The sequence below is a fragment of the Phycicoccus jejuensis genome (genome assembly GCF_044797865.1).
Classification (GTDB): domain Bacteria; phylum Actinomycetota; class Actinomycetes; order Actinomycetales; family Dermatophilaceae; genus Phycicoccus; species Phycicoccus jejuensis.
Genome location: NZ_CP085209.1, coordinates 3,785,983 through 3,811,655 on the forward strand (window position 1 = coordinate 3,785,983; position 25,673 = coordinate 3,811,655).

Sequence of the window (25,673 nt, forward strand, 5' to 3'; positions counted from 1 at the left end):
CGCCGGAGGGTCCGCCGCCGGGTCGGCGACCTGCGCCGAACCCCGGCGGGCGGCCCGTCGTCCTCCCTACGATGGACGGCGTGGACGGGCTGGACGAGGTCGACGAGACCACGATCCCCCGGTCCCGGCTCCGGGCGGTCGTCGAGGCGACGCGCGCCGAGCACGACGCGCCCGCGCCGCGGGTCGTCCGGGACGCGCCCGAGCCCCCGCGCGCCGCGGCCCGGCGCACCGGCGCCTCCCTCGACGTGCGCATCGTGCCGTGGGCGGTGCCCCCGGCCGACCTGCCCGCTCCGGCGCCCCCGGCGGCGCCGGCCACTGCGCCGGCCCCGACGGCCCCGGCGCCCGACCGGCCGCGCGGCACCCGCCCCTCGGAGGTCTCGGCCGCACCGCTCTCCCCCGCGGCCCGCCCGCGCCCGCAGCGGCACCTCGGCTACGCCCCGAGCGTCGGCGCCGTCGACCTCTCCCCGGAGCGCCCGACCCCGCTGACCGACCCGCCCCGCCGCGGCGTCCTCGCCCGCCTGCGCCGCCGCCGCTGACCCCATCCACCGCGGTCGAGGTGAAACCCGGCCACGAGACGGTCCTCTTTCACCTCGACCCGGCCTCCATCCCCCGGTTCGAGGTATTCCGCCGCCGTCAGACGGGGGTGAGATACCTCGAACCACGCGCCTGCGCCGCCGCCGCCGACCCCATCCACCGCGATCGAGGTGAAACCCGACCAACGGACGGTCCCCTTTCACCTCGACCCAGCCCCCAGGCCACCGGTTCGAGGTGAAACCCGACCACGAGGGGGCCCCCATTCACCTCGAACCGGCCTCGCGGACGCTCAGACGGAGGCGTGCTCCGGGGTGTCGACGGGGGACGGGGTCGGCTCCGACCGCGGCGGGCGGACGCCCTCGCGGTGGATGCCCGACGGTGTGCGCACCCGGCCGCGGCCCCGGTCGGGCGTCAGCGAGGTGAGCGAGACCGCACGCCGCCAGCGCTCGCGGAGGGTGCGCCCCTCGGCGAGCTCGTGGCGGGCCCGGCGCGCGAGGGCCCAGGCGCGGTCGGCGCCCGCGGCGTCGGCCCCGCCGGGACCGTAGAGCGCGTCGTCCACCGTCCGGGCGGTGTCGAGGAGGGAGGCGCCCCCCACCGAGCGCGCGACCTCGCGCCGGGTGTCGCGCCCGGAGACCGCGTACCCGGCGTCGCGCAGCGCATCGACGACGTCGGTCCACGCGGCACCGGTGCGGGCGGCCGGGGTGCCGCGGCGACGGCGCCATCCGCGCCGGACCCCCTTGAGCAGCACGAGCAGGCCCGTCCACAGCGGGATGCCGAGCGCCGGCACCGCCGCGACCGCCAGTGCGGCGACGGCCCAGACCGGCAGGCTGAAGCCGACCTCGGGCGTCGTCGAGCGGCTGCGGCCGCTCGCGCCCTCGTCGAGGGTGAAGCCGTCCTCGCTGCTCGGCGGCCGCTGCGCGGTGGGCGGGGGCACGGCCGAGGCCCGGTTCGGCTCCTGGTCGAGCACGGTGCGGGGGTCGGGCGCCCGGTCGCGCGGCGGCACGAAGTCCTCGGGGGAGATGAGCTGCCAGCGCGTGCCGTCGTGGACCTCGACCCACGCGCGGACGTCGCTGCCGAGGACGACCCCGCCCTCGCCGGGGACGGCGCCGAGGACGACGCGGGCCGGCATCCCGAGGTACGCAGCGGCGAGCGCGACGGTGGCCGCGTACTGCTCGTCGTCACCGGCCGGCTGGCGGTCGGCGACGAAGGCCGAGAGCCGACCGAGCGAGTGGCCGGGCAGGACGGTCGTCTGGCCCTCGCCGCCGTCGCTGTAGGCCCCGGTGTCGCGCAGGCGCGTCCCCACGGCACGCAGCCGGTCCATCGGGGTGTCGCCCGCCTCGACGCTCGCGGCGACGAGCTGGGCCACCGGCTGCAGGAGGGGCGGGTCGACGGGCGGGGTCGCTGGCGGCGTCGCGTCGGGCGCCCCGACCCGGGCCCGCAGCGCGTAGGTGTCACCGGCGTCCAGCCCCTCGGGGAGGACGGCGGCGCCGGTGTCGAGGTTGACGCGCAGGGCGTCGTCGAGGTCGCGGCCGCGCGGGCCGGTGAACGCCAGGCCCGTCTCGCCGCCGACCGTGGGCACCCAGATCCGCAGGTCCTTGCGCTTCGCCCAGTCTGCGCCGACCGTCACCGTCGCCTCGACCGGTGTGCCACCGGCCGCCCGGGGGATCTCGGCGCCGACCCGCAGGAAGGTGCCGGACTCCGGGCTCGTGCCCGCGCGGCCGTCCCCGGCGGCCCACACGGTGCCGGAGTAGGTGTCGACGGTCGCGAGCCGCAGCAGGGTGCCGGTCGGCAGCCCGCGGACGGTGAAGAGGACCTTGTCGGCGAGGTCCGCGTTGCTCGGTCGGAAGGCCCGGAAGGCCGCGAGCGGGCTCGGCCGGTCGGTCGCGGAGAAGGGCGGGGCCACGTACGAGCGCAGCACCTGCCGGTCGGGCGCCCCGACCCACGGCACCGCCCCGATGACGATGACCCCGACGATCGCGAGCAGCAGGGCCCCGGTCGCGGTCCGCTCGAGGCTGTGCGCGCTGTGGACCACGACGGCCCGGCGGGCGCGGTCGGCTCCCCAGGTGAGGGCGACGACGAAGAGCACGACGGCTCGCGCGACCATCCCGCCCGGCTCCGTGACGCCCAGCGCGGCGACGCCGGCGGCGAGCGCCGCCGGGACGACCAGCGGCAGGTGGGGTGCGCCGGTGCGGCGGGCGAGCATCGTCGTCGCTCCGCCGGCGACCAGGGCCAGGAGGAACGGCAGCAGCCCGAGCGGGCCGGCGCCGTCGACCGGCGGCAGCGTGGTGAGCATCCGCATCCAGCCGTCGACCGCGGTGCCGGCGAGCTCGCCCCAGGCGGTGGGGGTCGGCAGCGGCCCGGCCGCGGTGCCGCGCAGGACGAGGGGCGGACCGAGCAGCGCGGCCGCCGCGACGAGGGCCGGCGCGAGCGTCCACCACGGCGCGCGCGCCCGGCCCACGAGCAGGGCGAGGAGCACACCCGCGACGAGCCCGACCGCGGACGGGAGCACCCAGGACCAGCCGAGGTAGGTCCCCACGAACCCGCTGAGCGCGGCGGCGACGAGGACGAGCACCGCCGCGACGTCGACGACGACGTCGAGCGGGTGCGGCTGGCGGCGGCGCGAGCGCCGGGTCGGGCCCGGCGACGCCGGGTCCGGACCGAGGAAGCGGGCCGGGGCCGGGCCACGGTCGCGGGCGCGCGACGGCGCCGACAGGAGGCTCATCGGCCACCCACCACCCGGACCAGCCGCGTCAGGTCGTCGAGCGAGCCCATCGTGAGGAAGGTGAGGCCGGCGACGGTGGAGGTCGTGCTGCGCTCCCCCGGCGCGACGCGCAGGACGACGACGCGCACGTGCGGCCCGAGGTGGGTCGCGGCGCGCTGCGCCTCGGCCAGCGACGTGGCCGCGCCGGTGACGACGACGGTGATGCTCGTGCCGGGGGCGAGGCCGACGAGCCGGGTCGCGAGCGCCGGGAGGTCGGTGCGGTCCGGCTCGACCCGCGCGAAACCGTCGAGCGTCCGGGCGACGCCGACGCGGTCGACGGCGTGGCCGCCCGCGACGACGGTGACGTCCATCTCGTCGCGCAGGGCCCGCACCGCGACCGAGGCCGCGGCGGTCACGCCGATCTCGAAGGTGTCGTCGTCGCCGTAGCCGTCGAGCCGCGCGTCGAGGACGACCCCGAGGTGCGAGCGGCGGGTGTCGGTGTAGCCCTTCATCATCAGCGAGGTGGTGCCGGAGGCCGCCGACATCCGCGCCGAGGACTGCCAGTGGATGTGCCGGCGGTCGTCGCCGGGGAGGTAGCCGCGCAGCGTGTGGAAGTCGAGGTCCGACAGCGACGGGTCCTGGGTGGGACGACCCTCGAGGTCGCGGATGAGGCCGGCGTCGAGGGAGGGGAGGTTGACCGTCCGCGGGTGGACGAACAGCTCGACGGTCCGCGACGCGTTGAGCGTGCGACGGGCCAGGCCGAACGGGTCGCCGAGCACGGTCGTCACGGGTCCGACGAGCACGACGCCGCGGCGGGTCGTGCGGACCGGGAAGGGGAAGTCGATGCGGACGCCGGGGCCGAGCGACGGCATCCGGAAGGCCTCCACGCGCGACCCGACCGGCACCTCGAGGTCGGCGGGCGCGACGCGCCGGCTGCGCGGGTTGCTCACGAGCAGCGACCCGTCGGCCACCCCGCCCGGCGAGACCCGCACCGGGTGCAGCTGGAGGTCGAGGTCGACCCGCGACCCCCCGAGCGCCATGAGCACCGCCACCCCGAGCAGGACGACGAGCGCGAGGCCGATGATGCGCGCCTCCTCCCACGCGAAGGTCCACCCGACCAGCCCGACGAGCACGCCGACGACCAGCGCGCCCCAGCCGGTGCGGGTCACGACGGACCGCTCCCGGAGGAGCGCGAGGAGGTGGCGCGGCGAGGACACGGGCGTCAGCGCCCCGCGACCGGTGGCAGGGGGACGATGTCGAAGAGCTCGTCGACGACGTCGGGGACGGTGACGCCCTCGAACTGCGCGTCGGCGTCGAGGAGCATCCGGTGCTGCATGACCGGCACCGCGAGCTCCTTGAGGTCGTCCGGGACGACGTAGTTGCGCCCCTGCCCGGCGGCCCAGGCCTTCGCGGCGTGCACGTAGCCGAGCATCCCGCGCACCGAGAGACCGAGGCGCAGGTGGCGGTGGTCGCGCGAGCGCTCCGCGAGCGCCTGGACGAACTCGAGCAGCGGGGGCGAGACGTGCACCGAGCGCGCGACCTGCCGCATGCGCAGCACCTGCGCGCCGTCGATGACGGGGGTGACGCCGGCGGCGCGGTCGCGGACGGCGAGCCCGGACAGGACGCCGATGGTGGCCTCGGCGTCCGGGTAGCCGATCGCGGTCTTCATGAGGAAGCGGTCGAGCTGGGCCTCGGGCAGCGGGTAGGTGCCGGCCTGCTCGATCGGGTTCTGGGTCGCGATGACCATGAACGGGCTCGGCACGTCGTGGGTCGTGCCGTCGACCGTGACCCGGCCCTCTTCCATCACCTCGAGCAGCGCCGACTGGGTCTTCGGCGAGGCGCGGTTGATCTCGTCGGCGAGGACGACGTTGGCGAACACCGGGCCGCGCCGGAACTCGAAGACCTGCGCGCGGGGGTCGTAGATGGACGCGCCGGTGACGTCGCTCGGCAGGAGGTCGGGGGTGAACTGGATGCGCTGGTGCGTGCCGCGCACCGAGCCGGCGAGGGCCCGGGCGAGGCTGGTCTTGCCGGTGCCGGGCACGTCCTCGACGAGCAGGTGCCCCCCGGCCGCGAGGCAGGTGACGGCCAGCTGGACGACGCGCTCCTTGCCGACGAGCGCCTCCCCGACGGCGCCGACGACCGTCGTGAACGTCTCGCCGAACCAGGCGATCTCGTCGGCGTGGGCCAGGGGCTCGGTGCTCATCGCGTCCTCGTCGGTGCTGGTGGTGGGCTGGCGGAAGGGGCTCATCGGGCGGTCCAGGTGTCCTCGACGGGGGTGGCGGGATCTCGTCCGTCGTCGCACGAGATGGTGTACCGCGTCCCGGGCTCGGGGACGAGGTCGGTGCTCGGCGCGTCGGGCCCGAAGTCGCCCGATGCGTCGGTCGCGAAGGTGGCGCCGACGGGCTCGCCGCCCTCGGGGGTGATGGTGCACTGCATCGTCGCGCTCGCCGTGAGGTTGCGCGCCGTGAGGGTGAGGACCTCGCCCTCGGAGCTCCCGGTCAGCGTGCCGAGGCCCGTCGACGCGGTCGTCGAGCTGCTGCGGGAGTCGCCGCGACGGGTGGCGGTGGCCTCGATCGTCACGTCCCGCCCGTAGCCGACCTTGGTCCGGTAGCGCTGCGTCCACGTCCCGCTGCCGGTGCGGTCCGGGTCCGGGGACGAGGTGCCCTCGACCCCGCCCTGGACGCTGACGGAGACGTCGGCGGCCCGGCCGTTGGCGTCGACCGAGACGACGTAGGTGACGTACGCCCCGACCGTCGACTCGATGCTCACGCCGACGGCGCCGAGCGGGCCGTAGACGACGTCGGAGGTGGTCCGCGCGCTCGAGGTGAGGCCGGCGGAGTTCGTGGCGGTGAGGACGAAGGTGTAGTCGCTGCCGTTGTCGGGCACTGTCACGGTCTCGTCGAAGTCGGTGGGGTTGCGCGGCGCCGACCACTGGCCGCAGGACGTCCCGCCGACGCGGCACGTGATGGTGACGCCGTCGTCGCGCGCGGGCGGCGAGGTGAAGCTCAGCTCGACCTGGCGGTCGGTGCCCGTGGCGGCGGCCGCCACGCCGGTGAAGTCGCCCGGGGTGCCGACGGCCCGGCGCGACGTGGCCGCGCTGAAGGCCGACCGGTTGACGTCGTTGGCCGCCTGGACCCGGTAGTCGTAGGTCGAGCCGTCGTTGTCGACCGCGTCGGCCTCGCACCGCGTCGCGGGGGTGCCGGAGCAGATGGCGACGGTGCCGCCGGGACCGCTGCGGGTGACGGTGTAGGTGGTGTCGCCCGGGCCGTTGGGCGCGACCCCCGTCCACGAGACGACGACGACCTGGCGGGCACCGCCACCCACCTCGGAGGCGTCGACCGTCGGGGCGTCGGGGACGGCCGGCGTCCCCGCGGACTGGCCCTCGACGACGACCGCCGGCCCGAAGCCGGCCTCGTTGCGGGCCTTGACCGTGAACGGGGTGCGCAGCGAGTTGTCGAGCCCGGCGGCGGTGACGGAGGTCGAGGACGTCTCGGCCCGGCCGCCCGGCCACGTCACGAGGTAGCCGGTGACGGCCGAGCCGCCGCTCGGCGCCGCGTCCCAGGCCACGGTGACCGCGCGGTCGCGCGGGTCGGTGACGCGCGGCGCCTGCGGCGCGCCCGGCACCTCGTCCGCGGTGACCGCCGCCGACGGAGCGGACGAGGGCCCGAACCCGACGGCGTTGTGCGCCTTGACCGTGAAGCGGGTCGGGGTGGCGTTGGCCAGCCCGGTCACGACGCACGGCGAGGCGGCGCACCGCTGCGAGCCCCCGTCCCAGTCGACCTGGTAGTACTCGACGGGCAGCCCGTTGTCGCGTGGCGGCGTCCACGCGAGCCGGGCCGAGCGGCTGAGGGTGGGCCCGGTCTGCACCGGGGCCCCCGGGGCGTCCGGCGCGCCGAGGACGTCGACGGTGAGGATGCCGGTGCCCTGGCGGTCGGCGCGGTTGCTCGCGTCGACGTCGGTGAAGGTGACCCGGAAGGTCAGCCGGCCCTTGGCCCCGGCTCCCGGGGTCACCGCGACCGCGCGGGAGCCGTCGCGCCGCGCCGTCGACGCCACCCCGGACAGCTGGGTCACGCCGAGCACGTCGTAGCGGGGGTCGACGAGCGGCGAGCGCAGGTAGCCGTCGAGGGACACGACCTGCGTCGTGCCGGCGCGCACGCCGCTGACGGCCACGGGCAGCATCGTCGGCGGCTGCGCCGGGGCGACGCGCACGGTGAGCACCGCGGGGGCCGCCTCGGTGCCGTCGACGGTGACGAGGAGCCGGGCGGTCGTGCCCGGGACGGCCGCCGAGGAGGCCGAGACCGACAGCGTCGTCCCGCCCCGGCTGAGGACCGACAGCCCGGGGACCGGCGACTCGAAGGAGCCGGAGTAGCGCAGCGTCTCCGCGGTCTCGGGCCGGGCGGTCCAGACGTGGCACAGCTGCCGGATGCCGAGGGGCCGCGACGTGCCGCCGACGACGACGTCGACCGCGGTCGGTGGGCAGCGCAGGACCGGGGTCTCCGGGCCGACCTGCACCGGCACGGTGAGGAAGGCCCGGCGCCCCGCGCCCCCGCCGGGGGTGGAGGAGGTCGTCACCTCGAAGGCGACGGCGGCCGGCCCGACGTAGTCCCGCAGCGCGGTGACCCGCAGCTGCGAGGGCCCCTCGGAGCGCACGCGCAGCGCGCCGGCGGGCGAGGCGGCGAGCCGGTCCTCGGTCGTCAGCGTCAGGGGTCGCCCGGCCGGGACGTCGACGACGTCGGCGAGGTTGACCACGGTGGAGCCACCCCGGTCGACCCGGACGAGCGCGTCCGGCTTGACGCTCGGGACGCTGGAGCCGCCCGCGGGGATGTGGACGAGCCCGAGCGCGGCGGCCCCGCCCGCGTCGAGGACCTCGAAGGACAGCACCTGCGGCACCGGCTTGACCACGAGCGTCGCCCGGCCGTCGACGACGGTGGCCTCCGGCGCGTTGAAGACCCGGCTCACCTGCAGCGCACCGGTGGGGTCGTCGGGGTCGACGGCACCGGCCAGGAGGTCGACCTCGACGGTCTGGGCGCCGGCCGCGGGGCGCGCGAGCGCGTTGCGCGGCTCCGGCGGCAGGTTGACGCCCGCGCGGCCGCGGACGGTCAGCGTCGCGGTGGAGGACTCGCCGCTCGCGCCGGTGATCGAGTAGGGGATGCGCAGGGGCGTCGCGGCCGGCGGGCCCACGACCGAGATCCGGCCCGACGCGGCGTCGAGCCGTGCGCCCGCCCGCTCGACGACGTCGAGGTTCTGGAGCGGCTCGACGGTGGCGCGCTCGCCGATCGGCTGGATGTCGTTGGCCAGCACGTCGACCGACACGCGCCGGCCCGGGGCGACCGTCACCTCGTCGTCGACCGCGACGCTCGGCTGGGGGTCGCCGGGGGGCGAGACGGCGATGCGGATCGTGCCCGTGCCGACCTTGGTGTACCGGTCGCCGAGCAGGTAGGTGATGTCGTCGGTGCCGCCGCTCGTCGGGTACGCCTGGTAGGTGATGGACGACGGCGTCACCGCGAGGACGCGGCCGAGGCGCGGCGCGGACGCCAGCCCGACGAGGGTCGTCGAGTCGCCGTCCGGGTCGGCGCCAGAGCCCGCGATCGACACCGTGATGGTGTCGCCCGCGACGACCCGGCCCTCGAGCGTCGCCGGGGTCGGGGCGCGGTTGGGGCGTTGCGCGTCCGGCGGCGGGGTGACCGTGACGCGGACCGTGCCGGACGCCCGCGACCCGGCGGCGTTCTCGGGGACGTAGGTGATGGTCACGGTGCGCTGCTCGGTGACCACGGGTGCCTGGTAGCGCACGACCGAGCCGGCGACGTACGCCGCGCCGGTCGGCTCGTCGGTCGGTCCGCCGTCGGCGCCGCCCACCGGCAGCATGCCGCTGCGCGCGGCCCCCTCGACCTGCGGGGCGAGCCGGAGGGTCGTGCCGCCGGGGTCGAGGTCGTTGTCGAGGACGGGGATCGAGACCTGGTCGCCGGAGCGGACCGTGGCGGTGTCGTCGACGGCGACGGGGGCGTCGTCCTTCGGCGCGGGCAGCTGGAGGACCGACACCGAGCCGACGGCCGTCTTGCCGGCGCCGTTGGTCACCGTGTACCGGACGAGGATCGGGTTGGGCCGCAGCTCCGGGCGGTTCGGGACGATGCGCAGCCACCGGCCCCGCAGCACCGCGACCTGCACGGCGTCCGAGCTGTCGGCCTCGGCGCTCTGCACCGTGAGGAGGCCGCCCGAGGGGTCGACGTCGTTGGCGAGGACGTCGGTGACCGTCGCGGTCTGGCCGTGGACGACGGCCTGGTCGAGCATCGCGGTGATGTCCCCGGTGCGCGCGGAGGCGGCGCGCACGTCGACGCGCATCGCGCCGCGCGCGGGGTTCGCCGAGCCGTAGCGCACCGTGTACGCGAGGAGGTAGGTGCCGGGGGCGCCCGCCGTGACGGTCACCGTGCCGGCCTCGATGCTCGTCGCGACCGTCGTGCCGTCGGGGCCGGTGACGTTGCCCGCGAGCTGGAGGCGGGCCGAGGGATCGGTGGGGTCGGTGCCGGGGATGTCGTTCTCGAGCGGGCGCAGGACGATCGGCTTGTCGACCTCGCCGCGCCCGACGTCCGGCAGCGCCGTGGCCGGGGTCGTATGGTCCGCGTCGGGGGCGAGGACGTCGAGGCTCAGCCGCCCGGTGCTCTCGGCCGTGCCGTCGGTCACCGTGTACTCGAGCGTGCGCGGGCCGGTCTCGCCGGTCGCGGTGTAGCGCAGCCGGCCGTCGGGGGTGACGCCGACGGAGCGGTCGCCGTCGCTGGCGCCGGTGACCGCGACGGGGTCGGAGTCGGGGTCGCGCCAGTCGCCGGCGACGGGGATCGTGACCGAGCCGCGGTTGGTCACCGACGTCACGGTCGGCACGTAGTTGCTCCGCAGGACGGGGGCCCCGTTCTCGTCCGGCGCGCGGACGGTCACGGTGACGCGCGCCGTGGAGCGGTTGCCCCGGCCGTCGTCGATGACGTAGTCGAAGCCGGTGGAGCGCGCCGCCGGCGGGAGGGTCAGCTGGACGGTCTGCCCGTCGGGCGAGATGTCGAGCGCGCCGTCGCGCTCCGGCATCCCGGAGACCCGGGTGATGGACAGGACGCTGCCGCTGGGGTTCGCGTCGTTGTCGAGGACGTGCAGGACGCTCGTGCGGTTGGGCCGGGCCCCGACCTCGTCGTCGCGCGCCTGCGGCGGCTTGGCGGTGCGGTCGACGACCGACGACGGGTCGGTGTCGTCCCGGGGCGCCTGCGAGGACGGGGGTGCGACGGCCGCCCAGTCGTCGAGCCGCTTGCCGGTGTCGGCGTCCCAGACGGCACCGGTCGAGGTGTCGTTGAGCGCGACGGTGCGGTGGTTGACCCGCAGGCGGGGGGAGCTGAGCGTGCCGGCGTCGGTGAGGGTCACCGTCTCGGGGGCGGAGCCGCTGCAGACCCGGACGGCGCGGCCGGGCGTGCCCGACCAGGCGGCGTACGCGCAGCCGTCGAGCACGACGGGCGCCGTGCCGGGGCCGGGGCCGCCCGGTGTGAGCGACCGGGTGACCCCGCCGGCCAGGTCGACCGCGAGGAGGGCGCGCGGGGTGCTCACGAGCACCTCACCCGTCGTCGTGACCTCCTGCGGCACGCCGCCGGCCACCGACTCGCCGCTGAGGACGACCCGGGCGCCGCCGGGCCGCACGAGGACCCCGGTGACGGTGTCGAGGACGACCGGCCCACCGGGGGTGAGGACGATCTGCGTCTCCTGGAGCGGGCCGCCGAGCGAGCTGCGGACCGGCCGGAAGCCGCCGTCCGCGGTCGGGCGCAGGGTCGTCAGCCGTCCCCCGGACCCGGCGGCGTAGGCCGTGCCGTCGGCGCCCACCGCCACGTCGGCCGGGAACTCGGTCGTGGCGTCCTGGGCGATGGGGACGTCGTCGGCGGCGCGGCCGTCGAGGCCGTCGACCGCCGCGAGGGTGGGGTTCGTGGAGTGCGCGACGTGGACGCTGCCGGTCTCGGTGTCGACGGTGGCGGTGGTGCTCCCGCCGACGGCGAGCAGCGTCCGGTTCGGGAGCGAGACCGCGCGGTCGGTGACGAGGGCGCCGGTGCGGACGTCGACCGCCGCGACCCGGCCGGTCTGCCGGTCGCGGGTGAGGACCGAGCTGCCGGACTGGACGACGTCGAGCGCGTAGCTCTGGCTCGGCTCGTCGCCCGCGGGCGGGAAGGCGGCGTCGAGGCGGGCGGCCGGGCCGTTGAGCCGCCCGAAGAGGCCGGAGCGGTCGTTGGTCACCCAGAGGGTGCCGTCGTTGGCCTCGGGGTGGTCGGTCGTGTACCCCTCGCCCTGCGTCGCGGCCCAGCCGTAGCCGCCGAGGACGAGCGCGACGACGGTCGCGACGACCGTGCCCGTGCGGGGTCGCCGGAACCCGCGGCGGGACCGCTGGTCACGCCGCGACGAGCTTCGCACCTCGCTCATGAACCCTCGGTCCATCGGCCTCGGGCACGGACCGACCTCCGTGCCCGCAGTCATTGTGGGCCATCCCGTTGGGTCAGGTGTGCCGGTTGGGACAAAGCCGCCCCGGCGTTTCGCCGGGTGACGAACGTGGGCCCGGCCGCGCCGCCGGACCGACGGCGACGGGCCGGGGACGCCGTGCGGCGTCTCCGGCCCGTCGGGGGCGTGGGGTCAGGCGCGGTGCACCTGCACGACGCTCGGCCGGGGCCCGCCCCAGCGGCCGCGCGAGAGGGTCCCGGGCGCGACGTAGTCGGGGAAGTAGGAGTGCTGGTCGGCCCAGGACCCCTCCTCCCCCGGGTGCTGGACGGCCACGAAGACCGACCCGTCGCGGTCGTGGACGACCGGGCCGCAGGTCTCGGCCTCGCGCGGCACGGCGAGGAACTGCTCGACCTTGCCGCGCTGCCGCCCGGAGAGGGTGACGCGGTGCAGGGCGTCGTTGAGCCCGAGCGTGCCCGGCTGGCCGTCGGTCGAGATCCACAGGGCGCCGGTGGAGTCGAACGCCACGTTGTCGGGGCAGGAGATCGGCGAGACGGGGCCGTCGTAGCCGCCGAAGTAGGTCCCGGCCGAGCTCGGGTCACCGCAGACGAGCAGGAGCGTCCACGCGAAGCGGGTCGAGGTCGGGTCGTTGCGGTGCTCGGTCAGCTCGAGGACGTGGCCCTCGCGGTTGGTGACGCGGGGGTTGGCCTCGTCGACGCCCGGGTTGGAGCCGACACCGCGGTTGGTGTTGTTCGTCAGCGCCGCGTAGACCCTGCCGGTCACCGGGTTGGGCTGGACGTCCTCGGGCCGGTCCATCTTCGTGGCGCCGACGCGGTCGGCGGCCAGGCGGGTGAAGACGAGGACCTCGGCGACGCTCATTCCGGCCACCTTCGAGCGGCCGCCCTCGACGAGCGGGATCCACCGGCCGCTGCCGTCGAAGGCCTCGTCGGCGGGCAGGTCGCCGGAGCCGTCGATCTGCCCGGCCGGGCTGTCGCCGGTGAGCCTGGCGACGTAGAGGTCGCCGGAGGAGAGCAGGCGCTTGTTGGCCTCCCGCGCCGCCCGGGAGGAGCCCTTGACCATCGTCTTCGACGAGACGAACTTGTAGAGGTAGTCGAAGCGCTCGTCGTCGCCGGAGTAGGCGACGACCCGGCCGTCGGGGGCGACGCGGATGTTCGCGCTCTCGTGCTTGAAGCGGCCCATCGCGGTGTGCTTGACCGGGGTGGAGTCGGGGTCCTCGGGGTCGATCTCGACGACCCAGCCGAAGCGGTGGACCTCGTTCTCGTAGCCCGGCTGCCGGGCGTCGAACCGCGGGTCGACGGTCCACCAGGCGCGGCCGCCGGCGGTCGTCGGGATGCCGTAGCGCTTGTTCTCGGGGGTGTCGTTCGCGACGAAGTACTGGTTGAAGTTCTCCTCGCCCGACAGCACGGTGCCCCACGGGGTCGTGCCGCCGGAGCAGTTGTTCTGCGTCCCGAGGATGCGGCGGCCCAGCGGGTCGTCCTGGGTGCGCAGGAGCGGGTGGCCGGCGGCGGGCCCGTCGACGGCGAACTCGGTCTGCAGGTGGATGCGCCGGTTGAGGCGGGCGCCGCGCACCATGCTCCAGGGGCGGCCCCGGCCCGAGCGGCGCAGCTCGACGACGGTCAGGCCGTGCGCGGCCATCGCGACCCGCTTCTGCTCGGCGAGGGTCTGCTCGTCGTCGGTCGGCGGGAACATGATGTTCTCGTTCGTGTACTCGTGGTTGAGGACCGCGACGGCGCGCCGTCCCCCGCTGCCCTTGCGCTCGATGATGTCGAGGTAGTCGCAGTTGTAGCCGACCTGCTGCCGCTGCGCCGCCTCGGTCTGGTGCTCCGGGTCGAACTCCGGGGTGTGCCGGAAGAGCGGGTCGCCCCAGCGGATCACCGGCGTCCAGGTCCAGCCCTTCGGGACCGTCAGGTCGTCGACGTCGGCCGGCACCGGCGCGATGGGCGTGAAGCGCAGGCCCGCACCGTGGTGGGCGCTGCCGCGGCCGCCGGCGACGGCCTGCCCGGCCGGCGAGAGGGCGACCGCGAGCGCGCCGCCCCCGACGCCGCCGAGCATGCGGCGGCGGCTGAACGCCGCGCTCGCGATGTCGCGGAAGTAGCCGTTCTCGCTCGTGTTCGGGGCGGGGTGCGCGCAGGCGTTGCCGCACTTCAGCTCGCAGGTGACCGCGCTGCGCTTGCCGCGTGCGTGGGGCACGAGCGAGAGCATCCGGCGGTTCTCGGGGGCGATGGTCATGGGGTCTCCCGGGGCTCGGCGTGGGTGTCCGCGCAGGACGCTAGGTGCGCGAGGGGACCCTGCCGCCGACCTCCGGGGGAACAGCGGGTGACCATTGCGGGAGGCGCGGGTGACGCCCGGGTCAGGCGTCGGTCAGGACGCGGGGGCGCCGGGCTCCGCGGGGCGGTGGAGCACCGTCTGCGCCGCGACGACGACGAGCCCGGCGACGCCGACGAACCACGCCCACCCGGTCCACCCCGCGGCGAGCAGCCCGAACGCGACGCCGTAGACGAGCACGACCGCGGCCGCGGTGCGGGGACCGGGGGCGAGGCGCAGGCGGGCCTTCGGCGCCATGAACAGGCCCCAGAGGACGAGCACCAGCAGCGTGGCGACGACGGCCGCGGCCCAGCCGGCCGCTCCCCCGCCGACCGCGTGGTGGGCAAGCGCCCCGACCCCGCCGAAGAGCGCGAGCTCGGTGACGAAGGCGACGAGCGCCAGCAGCGCGAGGACGGGCGTGCTCACGGGCGCGCGACCAGCCCGCGGGTGACGTCGGCGGCCGTGGCCGCGCGGTGGCCGGCGAACCGGCCCCGCCGGCGCTCGGCGATGGCGGCGCCGCTGACCCGCTCGGCGGCGATCTTCTGCTGCAGCGTGATGATCCCCTGGAGCAGCGCCTCGGGCCGCGGCGGGCACCCCGGCACGTAGACGTCGACGGGCACGAGCTGGTCGACGCCCTTGGTCACCGAGTACGAGTCCCAGTACGGCCCACCGGAGTTGCTGCACGCCCCGAACGAGATGACGTACTTGGGCTCGGGCATCTGGTCGTAGAGGCGGCGGATGGCCGGCGCCATCTTGTCGGTGACGGTGCCGGAGACGACCATGAGGTCGGCCTGCCGCGGACCGGGCGCGAACGGGATGACCCCGAGCCGGATGAAGTCGTGCCGGCCCATCGACGTGGCGATGAACTCGATGGCGCAGCAGGCGAGCCCGAAGTTGAAGACCCAGAGGCTGTAGCGGCGGCCCCAGTTGAGGACCATCCGCACCGGCTTGGGTGCGTGCTCGGCGAGCGGCCCGACGCGGGGCATCGGCAGGTCGACGCTCATCGGCGCTCCTCCGTCATCGCAGGTCCCAGCGGAGCAGGCCGCGCCGGCCGGCGTGGACGAGCCCGAGGAGCAGGACGCCGACGAAGACGACGACCTCGACGAGCGAGGCGACCCCGAGGTCGGCGTCGCGCAGGACGAGCGCCCACGGGAAGAGGTAGACGGCGTCGACGGCGAAGACGACGTAGAGGAACGCGAAGGACAGGTAGCGCACCTGCGACTGCGCCCAGCCGGTGCCGACCGGGTCGACGCCCGACTCGTAGGTCGCGCGGCCGGCGGCGTCGGCGGCGCGGGGCGCGACGAGGCGACGGACGACCATCGCGGCGGCCACGAGGAGCACGCCCGCGAGGACGACCGCCGCGACGGCGAGGTAGCCCTCCATGACGCGCCAGCCTAGCCGGGTGCGCCGACGCCGGTCCCGGCCGCGGTCAGGAGCCCTGCGCGGGCAGGAAGCAGGCGCCGTAGAGCGTGAGGACGGTCCCGGCCTTGGTGCCGAACTCGACCCGCGCGCCCGTGGCGGGGTCGCCGGCGGAGACCTGGTGCGCCCCCGGCTCGTCCTGGAGGACGGTCACCTCGCTGAAGCCCTGCTCGCGCAGCGGCACGAGCATCGCGTCGACCGTCGCCTGCCACCGCTCGTCGGGGACGACGCCCTTGGCGCCTCGGCCGATCGAGTAGTTGGCGTTCTCGGCGCCCTCGACGGAGTCGAAGGGGGCCGAGCAGACGCTCCGGCTGCGCTGCGACGGCGCGTCGGCCTGCCACTCCAGCCCCGGGGCCTGGGCGTCGATCGTGTCGCGCAGCTCCACGAGGAGCGCGAGGTACCCCTTCTCCGCCTCCTCGAAGGTGGGCCGCTGCGCCAGCTGCTCCCTGGGGTCCATGCTGCCTCCCGTGCTCGTCGTCGAAGAACATCCCGCCGTGGCCGCGAGCGCCACGGCGGCCAGCACCGTCGCGCCCCGACGCCACGCACCGCGCCCGCCCCGGTGACCGCCCATGGTCGGCCAGCCTAGGCGGCGGGCCGTCACCCCCCGAGCCACGAGGGCCACCAGTCCCAGGCGCGGGGGTCGTCGGTGATGCCGGTGTTGTTGCCCTCCACGGCGTCCTGCGGGTGGCCGGAGACGACGGTCGCCATGTTGTACTGGCTCGTCGAGTGCTGCTCGAGGTAGCTGGAGTGGCCGCTCACCCCCGCGTAGTCCTGCCCGTCGACCGTCGCGTCACTGGTCTCGAGGTGGTTGATGCCGTCCATCGCCGAGGGGTCGATGCCGAACCGGCCGAGGTCCCCGACCCCGTCCCACTTCGCCTCGGCGTAGTAGGCGCTGCCGCTCGGGATGTCGAGGTCGTCGACGTCGCTCGTGCCGAGGCCGGGCGAGCCGAAGAACACCGCCCGGTCCACCCCCGTGCCCTCGTGCTGGAGGCCGTACCCGGTCGTCGTCGACCCGTAGGAGTGGCCCAGCGCGGTGAGGTCGGGGTCGGTCGCGCGCGAGGAGTTGATCCCCCGGTAGAAGTCGGCGAGCGAGGCACCCCCGTCCTCGGCCGCGCCGGAGAGCGCGACCGAGTCGCCGGAGAACGTCGAGCCCCACTGTGGCGCCTGGTAGTCCAGCCACACGACCGTGGCGACCGTGCTGTCGAAGTCGCCGTTGCGGGCGAGCTGGTCCAGGGTCGCGTCGCGCAGGTCGGCCATGTCGTTGACGTAGCCGCCCATCCCCTCGACCGTGCTCGTCAGGCCGGGGGTGAAGACCCCGACGTGGTCGGCGGTGTCGACGTCGCCGATGGAGACCGCGGCCTGCGGGCGCTGCCCCGGGGTCAGGTCGAACACGAGCAGGTGGGTGTCGGGCTTGTCGAGCGTCTCCTCGAGCGTCCCGATGGCGCCCAGCTGCTCCCGGATGGTCTGCGCCTCGGCGAGCAGCGCGAGGTACTCGGGGTCGTAGGGGTCGGGGTCCATCGCGGCGAGCTCGTCCTCGATGTCCTGCTGCCGGTCGCGCAGCTCGGTGGCGGTCTCCTCCAGGCGGGTCCGGTTGGCCTCGTCGCGCACGCCCATCGGGATGCCGTCGAGGTTGCCGACCCAGTCCGGGTGCTCGTCGAGGACACGCTGCTGCTCCTCCGGCGAGAGCGACTCCCACCATCCGGTGTTGTCGGCGGGGGTGCCTCCGCTCGGCGGGCCGAGGAGCGAGAGGTGGCGGGCGGCGTCCCCGTCACGGGCGGCCTCGTCGAGCGAGAGGTCCGAGCCGTCGGCGATCGTCCCGTCGCGGACGGAGGTGAGCACGGCGACGAGGTCGACGTCGACGTCGTTCGCCTTCCGCAGCGCCTGCTCGACGCGGGCGACGCACTCGTCGACGAGCACCTGGCGCTCCTGGCGGGCGACCTGCTCGTCGTGCTCGGTGGCGTAGCACATCTGGAGGCCGGCCTCGTCGCTCACCGTGCCGTCGGCCGAGATCGTCAGGCCGTGGGCGCTCGCGTACTCGACCGCGGCGTCGACGGCGTGCTCGACACCGGTCACGGCGTCACCGGCCTCGATGACGGCCCGGCGGGCGGCGCTCACCTCGGCGACGAGGATCTCGAGGTCGTCGGTGACGCGGCGCAGCCGGGTGCTCGCGGTCGAGGCGGCCGAGCCGGTCCAGCGGGCCGGGCCGGCCATCGTGCGCAGGTCGTCGGCGCGGTCGGTCAGGGTGCGCCGGCTGGTCGTCAGCGCCTCCTCGGCCGTCGTGAAGGGCGCGGCCCTCCACTGCTTCACCTGGCCCCAGGTGAGGCTCATCGCGGCTGGTTGGGGCCGGCGGGCGTGAACGCGGCGCGGGCGGCGGCGTCGTCGCTCTCGTACTGCGTCGCCGCGGACTCCAGGCCCTCGGCGTAGCGGCGGGCGCCGCGGACCCAGGAGCGCACGTCGGCCTCCCAGCCGGTGGCGACGGTCTCGACGAGCGAGGCGGCGCTCGCGCCGGGGATCGCGGCGGCGATGCCGCGCAGGTCGTCCGGCGCCTTGGTGTCCTCGACGACGTCGAGCGCGTCGCGGGCCGCCTGCGCCGAGCTGCGCAGGTCCTCGATCTGGACCTCGTACCCCATGCCTCCCCCTCGTGCGGTGGACCTCTCTGCGTCCACCCTCCCGGCTGTCCCCCGACCGTACAAGGGGGAGCACTCCCCGCCGGAGCGGTCGCGACGACCCGTGGACGGGCGGGTGGCCGATACGTGGATGCGAGGAAGGGTGCCCTCACCTGCGACGTACGATGGAACACGGTGCGCCCACCAGCGGGTTGGGCCCCACGAGAGCACTCCCGACACCCCAGGGACCACCGTGACCAGCAAGACCGTCCAGACCCTCGACCGCGTCGTCATCCGGTTCGCCGGGGACTCCGGCGACGGGATGCAGCTGACCGGCGACCGCTTCACCTCCGAGACCGCGGCGCTCGGCAACGACCTGTCGACGCTGCCGAACTTCCCGGCCGAGATCCGCGCGCCCCAGGGCACGCTGCCCGGCGTCTCGAGCTTCCAGCTGCACTTCGCCGACCACGACGTCCTCACGCCGGGCGACGCCCCCGACGTCCTCGTCGCGATGAACCCGGCGGCGCTCAAGGCCAACCTCGCCGACGTGCCGCGCGGCGCGACGATCGTCGCGAACACCGACGAGTTCACCAAGCGCAACCTCGCGAAGGTCGGCTACGACGCCAACCCGCTCGAGGACGGCAGCCTCGACTCGTGGCACGTGCACCCGGTGGCGCTCACCTCGATCACCGTCGAGGCGCTCGCGCCGTTCGAGGGCCTGAGCCGCAAGGAGAAGGAGCGGGCGAAGAACATGTTCGCCCTCGGGCTGCTGTCGTGGATGTACACGCGGCCGACCACCGGCACCGAGGCCTTCCTCGCGAAGAAGTTCGGCGGCCGCCCCGAGATCCTCGAGGCCAACCTCACCGCCCTGCGTGCCGGCTGGAACTACGGCGAGACGACCGAGGACTTCGCCTCCTCGTACGTCGTCAAGGCCGCGCCGATGGCCCCGGGCACCTACCGCAACGTCACCGGCAACACGGCGCTCGCGCTCGGTCTCGTGGCCGCCGCGCACCGGGCCGGTCGCCCTCTCGTGCTCGGCTCGTACCCGATCACGCCGGCGTCCGACATCCTCCACGCGCTGTCGTCGATGAAGCGCCACGGCGTGACGACGATCCAGGCCGAGGACGAGATCGCCGGCATCGGCATCGCGCTCGGTGCGTCCTACGGCGGCTCGATCGGCGTGACGACGACGTCCGGCCCGGGCATCGCCCTGAAGTCCGAGACGATCGGCCTCGCGGTCTCGCTCGAGCTGCCGCTGGTCGTCGTCGACATCCAGCGCGGCGGCCCCTCGACCGGCCTGCCGACCAAGACCGAGCAGGCCGACCTGCTCCAGGTGATGTACGGACGCAACGGCGAGTCGCCGGTGCCCGTCGTCGCCGCGCAGACGCCGGCCGACTGCTTCGACGCGGCGATGGACGCGGTCCGTATCGCGACGACGTACCGCACGCCGGTCATCCTCCTGTCCGACGGCTACCTCGCGAACGGCTCCGAGCCGTGGTCGGTGCCGTCCGTGTCGGACCTGCCCGAGATGGCGGTCGGCCTCGCCGTCGAGCCGAACGCGGTCGACGACAAGGGCGCTGCGGTCTTCCGCCCGTACCTGCGCGACCCCGAGACGCTCGCGCGGCCGTGGGCCGTCCCGGGCACGCCGGGCCTCGAGCACCGCATCGGCGGCATCGAGAAGGCCGACGTCACGGGCGACATCAGCTACGACCCCGACAACCACGACCGGATGGTCCGGTTGCGCGCGGCCAAGGTCGCGGGTGTCACCGTGCCCGACGTCGAGGTCGACGACCCGAGCGGCGACGCGAAGGTCCTCGTGCTCGGCTGGGGCTCGACCTACGGGCCGATCGCGTCGGCCACGCGCACGGTCCGCAACGCCGGCCACCACGTGGCCCGCGCGCACCTGCGCCACCTCAACCCCTTCCCCGCGAACCTCGGCGAGGTCCTGCGCCGCTACGAGCGCGTCGTCGTGCCGGAGATGAACACCGGCCAGCTCGCGCTGCTCCTGCGCGCCGAGTACCTCGTCGACGTCCGCTCGTACACGTCGGTGCGGGGGCTGCCGTTCACCACGGTCGAGCTCGCCGACGTCGTCTCGACCACCCTCGAGGAGATCCTGTGACCACCGTCGAGCTCGGCATGCCCGTGACCGGCCTCCAGCACGTCCCGCACCTGCCGGACGACGCCGCGAAGCAGACGAAGAAGGACTTCACCTCCGACCAGGAGGTGCGCTGGTGCCCCGGCTGCGGCGACTACGTCATCCTCGCCGCGGTCCAGTCCTTCCTGCCCGAGCTCGGGCTGCGCCGCGAGAACATCGTCTTCGTCTCGGGCATCGGCTGCTCCTCGCGCTTCCCGTACTACCTCGACACCTACGGGATGCACTCGATCCACGGCCGCGCCCCGGCCATCGCGACCGGTCTCGCGACCTCCCGGCCCGACCTGTCGGTGTGGGTCGTCACCGGTGACGGCGACGCGCTGTCGATCGGCGGCAACCACCTCATCCACGCGCTGCGCCGCAACGTCAACATGACGATCCTGTTGTTCAACAACCAGATCTACGGCCTGACCAAGGGGCAGTACTCGCCCACGTCGCGCACCGGGTCGGTCACGAAGTCGAGCCCGCTCGGGTCGGTCGACGCGCCGTTCAACCCGGTGTCGCTGGCGCTCGGGGCCGAGGCGACGTTCGTCGCGCGGGCGATGGAGTCCGACCGCGACGAGCTGAAGTCGGTGCTCAAGGCCGCGGCCGAGCACCGGGGCGCCGCGCTCGTCGAGATCTACCAGAACTGCCCGATCTTCAACGACGGCGCGTTCGAGGTGCTCAAGGACCGCACGCAGCAGGCCGCGCGCATCGTGCGCCTGCGCTCGGGCGAGCCCGTGACCGTCGGGCCGGAGGACGACCGCCGCGTGCTCGTGCGGGTCGCCGGGGGCGCGTCGGAGTTCGTGCCGGAGGCCGAGGTCGGGGCCCGCGAGGTCGTCGTCCACGACGCCGCGGCCGAGGACCCGTCGGCGGCCTTCGCGCTCTCGCGCCTGGACTCCCCCGAGATGACGCACGTGCCGATGGGCATCTTCCGCCAGGTCGCGCGGCCGACGTACGACGACCTCGTGCGCGCGCAGGTCGAGGGCGCCGTCGACGCCGCCGGCGGGCCCGCCGGTGACGCGGACCTCGACGAGCTGCTGCGCGGTCGCGACACGTGGACCGTGGAGTGACCGCGGCCGGCGACGAACGCTCATCGTCGGGGGACACCGCGGCCGAGGCTGCGGCGGAGGTCCGCCGGGGCACCGGCTACGGCTTCCTCGCCTACGGCATCTGGGGGCTCTTCCCGCTCTACTTCGCGGCGCTCGAGCCGTCCGGGGCGTTCGAGATCCTCGCGCACCGCATCCTCTGGACGCTCGCCGTCTGCGTGCTCGTGCTGCTCGTGCGGCGCGACCTCGCGTGGATCCGGTCGTTCGTCTCGCGGCCCCGGCTCGTCGCGGGCATCACCGTCGCCGGGTTGCTCATCGCCGCGAACTGGGTCATCTACGTGCTCGCCGTGCTGACCGGGCGCACCTACGAGGCGGCGCTCGGGTACTTCCTCAACCCGATCGTGACGGTGGCGCTCGGCGTGTTCGTGCTGCGCGAGCGGCTGCGGCCGCTGCAGTGGGCGGCGGTCGGCATCGGGGCCCTGGCCTCGGTGTGGCTGGCCGTGGCCGGCGGCGTCGTGCCGTGGATCCCTCTCGCGCTGGCGTTCTCGTTCGGTCTCTACGGGCTCGTCAAGAAGAAGGTCGGCGCCTCGCTCGAGGCGATGCACTCGCTCGCGGCCGAGACGACGGTGCTCGCGCCGGTCGCGGTGGTCGTCCTGTTCGTGCTCGCGGCGCGCGACGAGATCACCTTCGCCGGGCACGGCGGCTGGCACACGACGCTGCTCGTGCTGTCCGGGGTCGTCACGGCGGTCCCGTTGCTGCTGTTCGCCGCTGCCGCGCGGCGCATCCCGCTCGTGACCGTCGGGCTCATCCAGTTCATCACCCCCGTGCTCCAGCTCGTCGTCGGCGTCACGCTGCTCGGCGAGCACGTGTCGGGACGGCTCTGGATCGGGTTCGGCATCGTCTGGGTGGCGCTCGTGCTGCTCTCCTACGACTCCCTCACCGCGGCCCGCACCTCCCGTCGCGCCGCCGCGGCCGCCCGCTCGCCGGAGTGCCCCGAGCCCACGGTCTGAGGATCCCGGAGCCAAACCGGAGAGCAAATCCCCCGCCCTCCCGGCCCCGTGGCAGGCCGAATAATGGCAGGGCCACAGCCTCGGCATGGCAAGGAGCGTGGGTCGCTGACCCGTGGTCGAGTGCATGAACGGGTCGCCCATGGTCGAACCATTGACCTCCCCTGAGATTGGTCCGAAGTTGCCCGCGATCAAGGCGCCCGCAAGCAGCAGTGTGCGTCCGCTCGGCTACGGTAAGCATCCCAGTTGTCGCGCAGCAAGCGTTCGCCTGCCCTACGGAGGCCAACTTTCCATGACCGAACAGTTACCCATCCGGGGCACCTCCATTAGTTTGGATGTAGGGCCTGGAACTTCCACCATGCTTGTGGGCGCCAACGGCAGTGGAAAATCGCGGCTAGCCGTTGAACTAGAAGGATCTCTTGGCGAGAGGGCTCACCGAATCTCAGCCCAGCGCGCACTCGCCCTCGATCCATCCATCGAAAAGGTTTCGGAAGAGAACGCGAGAAATCTTCTGCGCTTCGGATACGAGAATCCAGAAGGCTATGGGGGCGGCCCGGCCGCGCGAAAGATTGTCAGGTGGGGGAACGACAACCCACGCTTTGTCTTCAATGACGCAAGCGCGCTTATGCAACTTCTTTTCGCTGAGCAGGCAAACATAGCTGTAAGCGCGTACAACTCAAGCGCAACCTCCGAAGCACCTCAGCCAGTCGATAGCTATTTGCGCAGACTGAAGGTGATCTATGAGCGCATTCTGCCGACTAGACAGCTGACAATCACAGCAGACCAAGTACAGGTATCGCGGTCGGACATCGGGAATCTATCTTCAAGCTACTCCATCACTCAAATGAGCGACGGTGAGAAAGCGGTCTTTTACATAGTAGGACAGGTGCTCGCAGCGCCGCCCGAAGCGGTGTTTATCATGGATGAGCCCGAAATCCACGTGCACAGGTCTATTCTCGGTCGCCTGTGGGATGAACTTGAGGCCGCACGGCCCGATTGTGCCTTCATCGTCATAACGCACGATCTTGAGTTCGCAGGGTCCCGCGCGGGCCACAAGTACCTGATTAGGCAATACTTACCTGATAGCGGTTGGGATGTTGAGGAGATCCCCGAAGCGGCCGGGTTCTCAGATGAAACGGTGGCTCTGATCCTCGGCAGTCGCTCGCCAGTGCTCTTCGTTGAGGGAAGAAATGCCAGTTTGGACCTGGCTTTTTACCGCGCCTGCTACCCCGGCTTCACCGTCATCGCTCGCGGCAGTTGCGAAGAAGTAATACATTCTGTGGTCACCATGCGTTCCAACTCTTCCTTGACGCGGGTCGATTGTTTCGGCTTGGTCGATGCAGATAGCCGAAGCCAAGAGGACCAGCAGAGCTTGGCGGACATGGGGATCCAGTCACTTCCGGTGGCGGAGATTGAAAACATTCTCTTGCTTCCGAGCGTTTCGCGCCGCATTCTGGAGATCGAGGGATACCCCCCAGAGGCCATTGAGACCAAGCTTCAGGACCTCTCCGACGAGATCTTTTCTCAAGCCGCAGATGAAGCAAACGCCAATCGCGTTGCCCTCGACTTCTGTCGCCGGCGCATAGATCGAGCATTGAAAATTGTGGATCTGTCAGATGCTACGGTCGTGGCAGATTTGCAGAGAACTTTTGATGAACGCACGCGAGATCTTAACATTCACTCTCTAGCAGATTCCGCTCGTCGCGAGATCACCGACTCGATCACATCACGTGACCTTCCTCGACTACTAGCGATATACGACCGCAAAGGGCCTCTTCTCGCCCTTGCTTCAAGTCGCCTAAGAAATGCTAGGGTCGATGTCTTTTCAGCTTGGGTCACACGTATGCTCACAAGCCCAAACGACTCGCGATTGCGAGACGCGATCTCACAGGCTCTCCCGACAATCCCACCAACAGATCCCGATTAATGTTTGGTCCCACAGTCAACGGTGCATAAGTGCAGACTTCATTCCACAAGAGGGTCGCAAGCGCCACGACATTATGAGCGCTGTGATATAGCGCTCGGAGGCTTGACCAACTCGCACACTTGCGACAACCCTTCATCATGCCGAAGCCCGTGAACGACTATGTCGAGGTCAGCGCGATGGCGATCAACGTCGCCGTGCCGGAGCGCCTGCGGTGGACGGACTCGCGTCGCGGCGAGGAGTTCCTCCTGACGACGCTCAACGTCCGGATGCTTACCGACGGCACGCTCGCCGCGAAGGCCTACGGGCGTCCCACGGCGGGTGGGCGCGGTGCGTACACGTCCTTCCGGGTGCCCGACTCCCCCGAGCTGCGGGCCCTCGTCGAGGCGGCCGCCACCCGGGCTGCGGAGCGGTGGTCCGCCCATCGCGGCCTGGCGTGACGCTCGTCGCGCCCTCTCCACCCCTGCCGGGCCGGTCCGTCACTGCGGTCCCCCCCGGCCGGCGGGGCGCCCATGATGGGCTCCATGGACTGGTACCTCGACCGGCACGACCAGCTCGGCGAGCTGCGCCGCGAGATCGGCCGGTACCTGGCCCGGCACGCGCTCCCGGACCGGGAGGCGGTCGAGGACGCCGAGCTCGTCGTCAGCGAGGCAGTCGGCAACGCGCTGCGCCACACCGCCGGCCCGGTGTGGGTGTCCCTCTCCTGGGCCGAGGAGCACCCCGCGCTCACCGTCTACGACGTCGGAGGCTCCCTCCCGCGGCCCCTGCCGCCGGGCACCGCGCCGGCCCCGTCGACGGACGCGGACGACCTCGCCGGGCTCGCCGACCTTCCGGAGTCGGGCCGCGGCACGGGGATCATCGGGCTGCTCGCCCACGACGTCGTCTCGCGGCTGCGACGGGAGTCCGGGACCGTCGTCTCGATGCGGTTGGCCGTCTCGCGCAGGCCGACCCACAGCGTCGACCCGCCACGACGCGACGGCGGGCTCCTGCCCGCGCTCGACGAGGCCGGCCCGGACGGCGGCTTCGGCCGCGAGTCGTTCCTGCGCGCCCTCGTCGTCCAGATGTCGCGGGCGGTCGAGCACCACCACGGGCCGGACGCGGCGGAGGCCACGGTCGCCCAGGTGGGCATCGACGTCGGGGGGCAGATGGAGGCCGAGTTCCGCCTCGCCGAGCAGGTCGTCGGCCGGCTCTCGCCGCAGGACCTCGGCCGCTGCTACGTCCGCCTCAAGCACGCCATCGACGGTGGGTTCAGCGTGCTCGAGGCCACCGACGAGCGCGTGGTCCTCGTCAACACCCGCTGCCCCTTCGGCGAGACGGTCCGCCAGGCGCCGGCCCTCTGCCGGATGACCTCGAGCGTCTTCGGCGGCATCGCCGCGCGCAACCACGACGTCGGCGCCTCCGTGCTCCTCGAGGAGCGGATCGCCGTCGGCGACCCCGGCTGCCGCGTCGTCGTCTACCTCGGGCAGGCGCCGGCCGACGTCTCGCCGTTCGCCCACCACTACGGCACGCCGGCCGGCCCCGCCGCGGTGTGA

At 73.7% G+C, this 25,673-nt stretch carries 18 protein-coding genes; 7 read left to right on the forward strand and 11 right to left on the reverse strand.

Features of this window, described 5'->3' with window-relative positions:
- The first annotated feature begins 80 nt into the window (after window positions 1-80).
- A complete protein-coding gene (locus LG324_RS18015; RefSeq protein ID WP_404350169.1) occupies window positions 81-536 on the forward strand; it encodes a hypothetical protein in 456 nt (151 codons plus the stop codon).
- 287 nt (window positions 537-823) lie between these two features.
- Here LG324_RS18015 and LG324_RS18020 read toward each other — a convergent pair whose 3' ends face one another.
- From LG324_RS18020 to LG324_RS18070, 11 genes are all read right to left on the reverse strand, one after another.
- Window positions 824-3,256 (reverse strand): transglutaminaseTgpA domain-containing protein, encoded by a 2,433-nt coding sequence (locus LG324_RS18020; protein ID WP_404350171.1) that lies wholly within the window; start codon window positions 3,254-3,256, stop codon window positions 824-826.
- The gene (locus LG324_RS18025; RefSeq protein WP_404350173.1) at window positions 3,253-4,452 is read right to left on the reverse strand and encodes a DUF58 domain-containing protein; all 1,200 of its coding nucleotides are present in this window, start codon (window positions 4,450-4,452) and stop codon (window positions 3,253-3,255) included. The genes LG324_RS18020 and LG324_RS18025 overlap by 4 nt, the downstream gene beginning before the upstream one ends.
- 5 nt (window positions 4,453-4,457) lie before the next feature.
- Complete coding sequence (locus LG324_RS18030) at window positions 4,458-5,438, reverse strand: AAA family ATPase (protein ID WP_404350175.1); 981 nt, start codon at window positions 5,436-5,438, stop codon at window positions 4,458-4,460.
- Window positions 5,439-5,479: 41 nt separating this feature from the next.
- Window positions 5,480-11,668 carry an Ig-like domain-containing protein gene (locus tag LG324_RS18035; RefSeq protein WP_404350177.1) on the reverse strand — a complete coding sequence of 2,063 codons (6,189 nt, stop codon included), beginning with the start codon at window positions 11,666-11,668 and terminating at the stop codon, window positions 5,480-5,482.
- Between the two features lie 207 nt (window positions 11,669-11,875).
- The gene (locus LG324_RS18040; RefSeq protein ID WP_030526736.1) at window positions 11,876-13,930 is read right to left on the reverse strand and encodes a PhoX family phosphatase; all 2,055 of its coding nucleotides are present in this window, start codon (window positions 13,928-13,930) and stop codon (window positions 11,876-11,878) included.
- A 132-nt stretch (window positions 13,931-14,062) separates the two neighbouring features.
- A complete protein-coding gene (locus LG324_RS18045; RefSeq protein ID WP_207022508.1) occupies window positions 14,063-14,431 on the reverse strand; it encodes a DUF2568 domain-containing protein in 369 nt (122 codons plus the stop codon).
- Entirely contained in the window at window positions 14,428-15,009 is a 582-nt protein-coding gene (locus tag LG324_RS18050) for an NADH-quinone oxidoreductase subunit B (protein WP_030526734.1), read from the reverse strand. The genes LG324_RS18045 and LG324_RS18050 overlap by 4 nt, the downstream gene beginning before the upstream one ends.
- A 13-nt stretch (window positions 15,010-15,022) precedes the next feature.
- Entirely contained in the window at window positions 15,023-15,388 is a 366-nt protein-coding gene (locus LG324_RS18055; protein WP_207022507.1) for an NADH-quinone oxidoreductase subunit A, read from the reverse strand.
- 46 nt (window positions 15,389-15,434) lie between these two features.
- On the reverse strand, window positions 15,435-15,881 hold the full coding sequence (locus tag LG324_RS18060; protein ID WP_404350180.1) for an LppA family lipoprotein: 447 nt from the start codon (window positions 15,879-15,881) through the stop codon (window positions 15,435-15,437).
- 140 nt (window positions 15,882-16,021) lie between these two features.
- Complete coding sequence (locus LG324_RS18065; protein ID WP_404350183.1) at window positions 16,022-17,752, reverse strand: alpha/beta hydrolase; 1,731 nt, start codon at window positions 17,750-17,752, stop codon at window positions 16,022-16,024.
- A complete protein-coding gene (locus LG324_RS18070; RefSeq protein WP_207022505.1) occupies window positions 17,749-18,054 on the reverse strand; it encodes a hypothetical protein in 306 nt (101 codons plus the stop codon). The genes LG324_RS18065 and LG324_RS18070 overlap by 4 nt, the downstream gene beginning before the upstream one ends.
- A gap of 229 nt (window positions 18,055-18,283) precedes the next feature.
- Between LG324_RS18070 and LG324_RS18075 the strand changes: the two genes are divergently transcribed.
- The 6 genes from LG324_RS18075 to LG324_RS18100 all read left to right on the forward strand — a co-directional run bounded on the left by LG324_RS18075 (window position 18,284) and on the right by LG324_RS18100 (window position 25,673).
- Window positions 18,284-20,149 carry a 2-oxoacid:acceptor oxidoreductase subunit alpha gene (locus LG324_RS18075; protein WP_404350186.1) on the forward strand — a complete coding sequence of 622 codons (1,866 nt, stop codon included), beginning with the start codon at window positions 18,284-18,286 and terminating at the stop codon, window positions 20,147-20,149.
- A 17-nt stretch (window positions 20,150-20,166) separates the two neighbouring features.
- Window positions 20,167-21,234, forward strand: a complete 1,068-nt coding sequence (locus LG324_RS18080) for a 2-oxoacid:ferredoxin oxidoreductase subunit beta (protein ID WP_030526728.1) — start codon at window positions 20,167-20,169, stop codon at window positions 21,232-21,234.
- A complete protein-coding gene (gene rarD / locus LG324_RS18085) occupies window positions 21,231-22,220 on the forward strand; it encodes an EamA family transporter RarD (RefSeq protein ID WP_404350188.1) in 990 nt (329 codons plus the stop codon). The genes LG324_RS18080 and rarD overlap by 4 nt, the downstream gene beginning before the upstream one ends.
- A gap of 139 nt (window positions 22,221-22,359) precedes the next feature.
- Window positions 22,360-24,144, forward strand: a complete 1,785-nt coding sequence (locus LG324_RS18090) for an AAA family ATPase (RefSeq protein ID WP_404350191.1) — start codon at window positions 22,360-22,362, stop codon at window positions 24,142-24,144.
- Between the two features lie 137 nt (window positions 24,145-24,281).
- Complete coding sequence (locus tag LG324_RS18095) at window positions 24,282-24,581, forward strand: hypothetical protein (RefSeq protein WP_404350194.1); 300 nt, start codon at window positions 24,282-24,284, stop codon at window positions 24,579-24,581.
- Between the two features lie 84 nt (window positions 24,582-24,665).
- Window positions 24,666-25,673 (forward strand): ATP-binding protein, encoded by a 1,008-nt coding sequence (locus tag LG324_RS18100; RefSeq protein WP_404350196.1) that lies wholly within the window; start codon window positions 24,666-24,668, stop codon window positions 25,671-25,673.

Bases quoted from the DNA above. Each gene is read 5' to 3' on its own strand.
- LG324_RS18020 (WP_404350171.1), bottom strand. From the start codon at position 3,256: ATGAGCCTCCTGTCGGCGCCGTCGCGCGCCCGCGACCGTGGCCCGGCC.
- LG324_RS18030 (WP_404350175.1), bottom strand. From the start codon at position 5,438: ATGAGCACCGAGCCCCTGGCCCACGCCGACGAGATCGCCTGGTTCGGC.
- LG324_RS18035 (WP_404350177.1), bottom strand. From the start codon at position 11,668: ATGAGCGAGGTGCGAAGCTCGTCGCGGCGTGACCAGCGGTCCCGCCGC.
- LG324_RS18040 (WP_030526736.1), bottom strand. From the start codon at position 13,930: ATGACCATCGCCCCCGAGAACCGCCGGATGCTCTCGCTCGTGCCCCAC.
- LG324_RS18050 (WP_030526734.1), bottom strand. From the start codon at position 15,009: ATGAGCGTCGACCTGCCGATGCCCCGCGTCGGGCCGCTCGCCGAGCAC.
- LG324_RS18055 (WP_207022507.1), bottom strand. From the start codon at position 15,388: ATGGAGGGCTACCTCGCCGTCGCGGCGGTCGTCCTCGCGGGCGTGCTC.
- LG324_RS18060 (WP_404350180.1), bottom strand. From the start codon at position 15,881: ATGGACCCCAGGGAGCAGCTGGCGCAGCGGCCCACCTTCGAGGAGGCG.
- LG324_RS18065 (WP_404350183.1), bottom strand. From the start codon at position 17,752: ATGAGCCTCACCTGGGGCCAGGTGAAGCAGTGGAGGGCCGCGCCCTTC.
- LG324_RS18070 (WP_207022505.1), bottom strand. From the start codon at position 18,054: ATGGGGTACGAGGTCCAGATCGAGGACCTGCGCAGCTCGGCGCAGGCG.
- LG324_RS18080 (WP_030526728.1), top strand. From the start codon at position 20,167: ATGCCCGTGACCGGCCTCCAGCACGTCCCGCACCTGCCGGACGACGCC.
- LG324_RS18090 (WP_404350191.1), top strand. From the start codon at position 22,360: ATGGTCGAACCATTGACCTCCCCTGAGATTGGTCCGAAGTTGCCCGCG.
- LG324_RS18095 (WP_404350194.1), top strand. From the start codon at position 24,282: ATGCCGAAGCCCGTGAACGACTATGTCGAGGTCAGCGCGATGGCGATC.
- LG324_RS18100 (WP_404350196.1), top strand. From the start codon at position 24,666: ATGGACTGGTACCTCGACCGGCACGACCAGCTCGGCGAGCTGCGCCGC.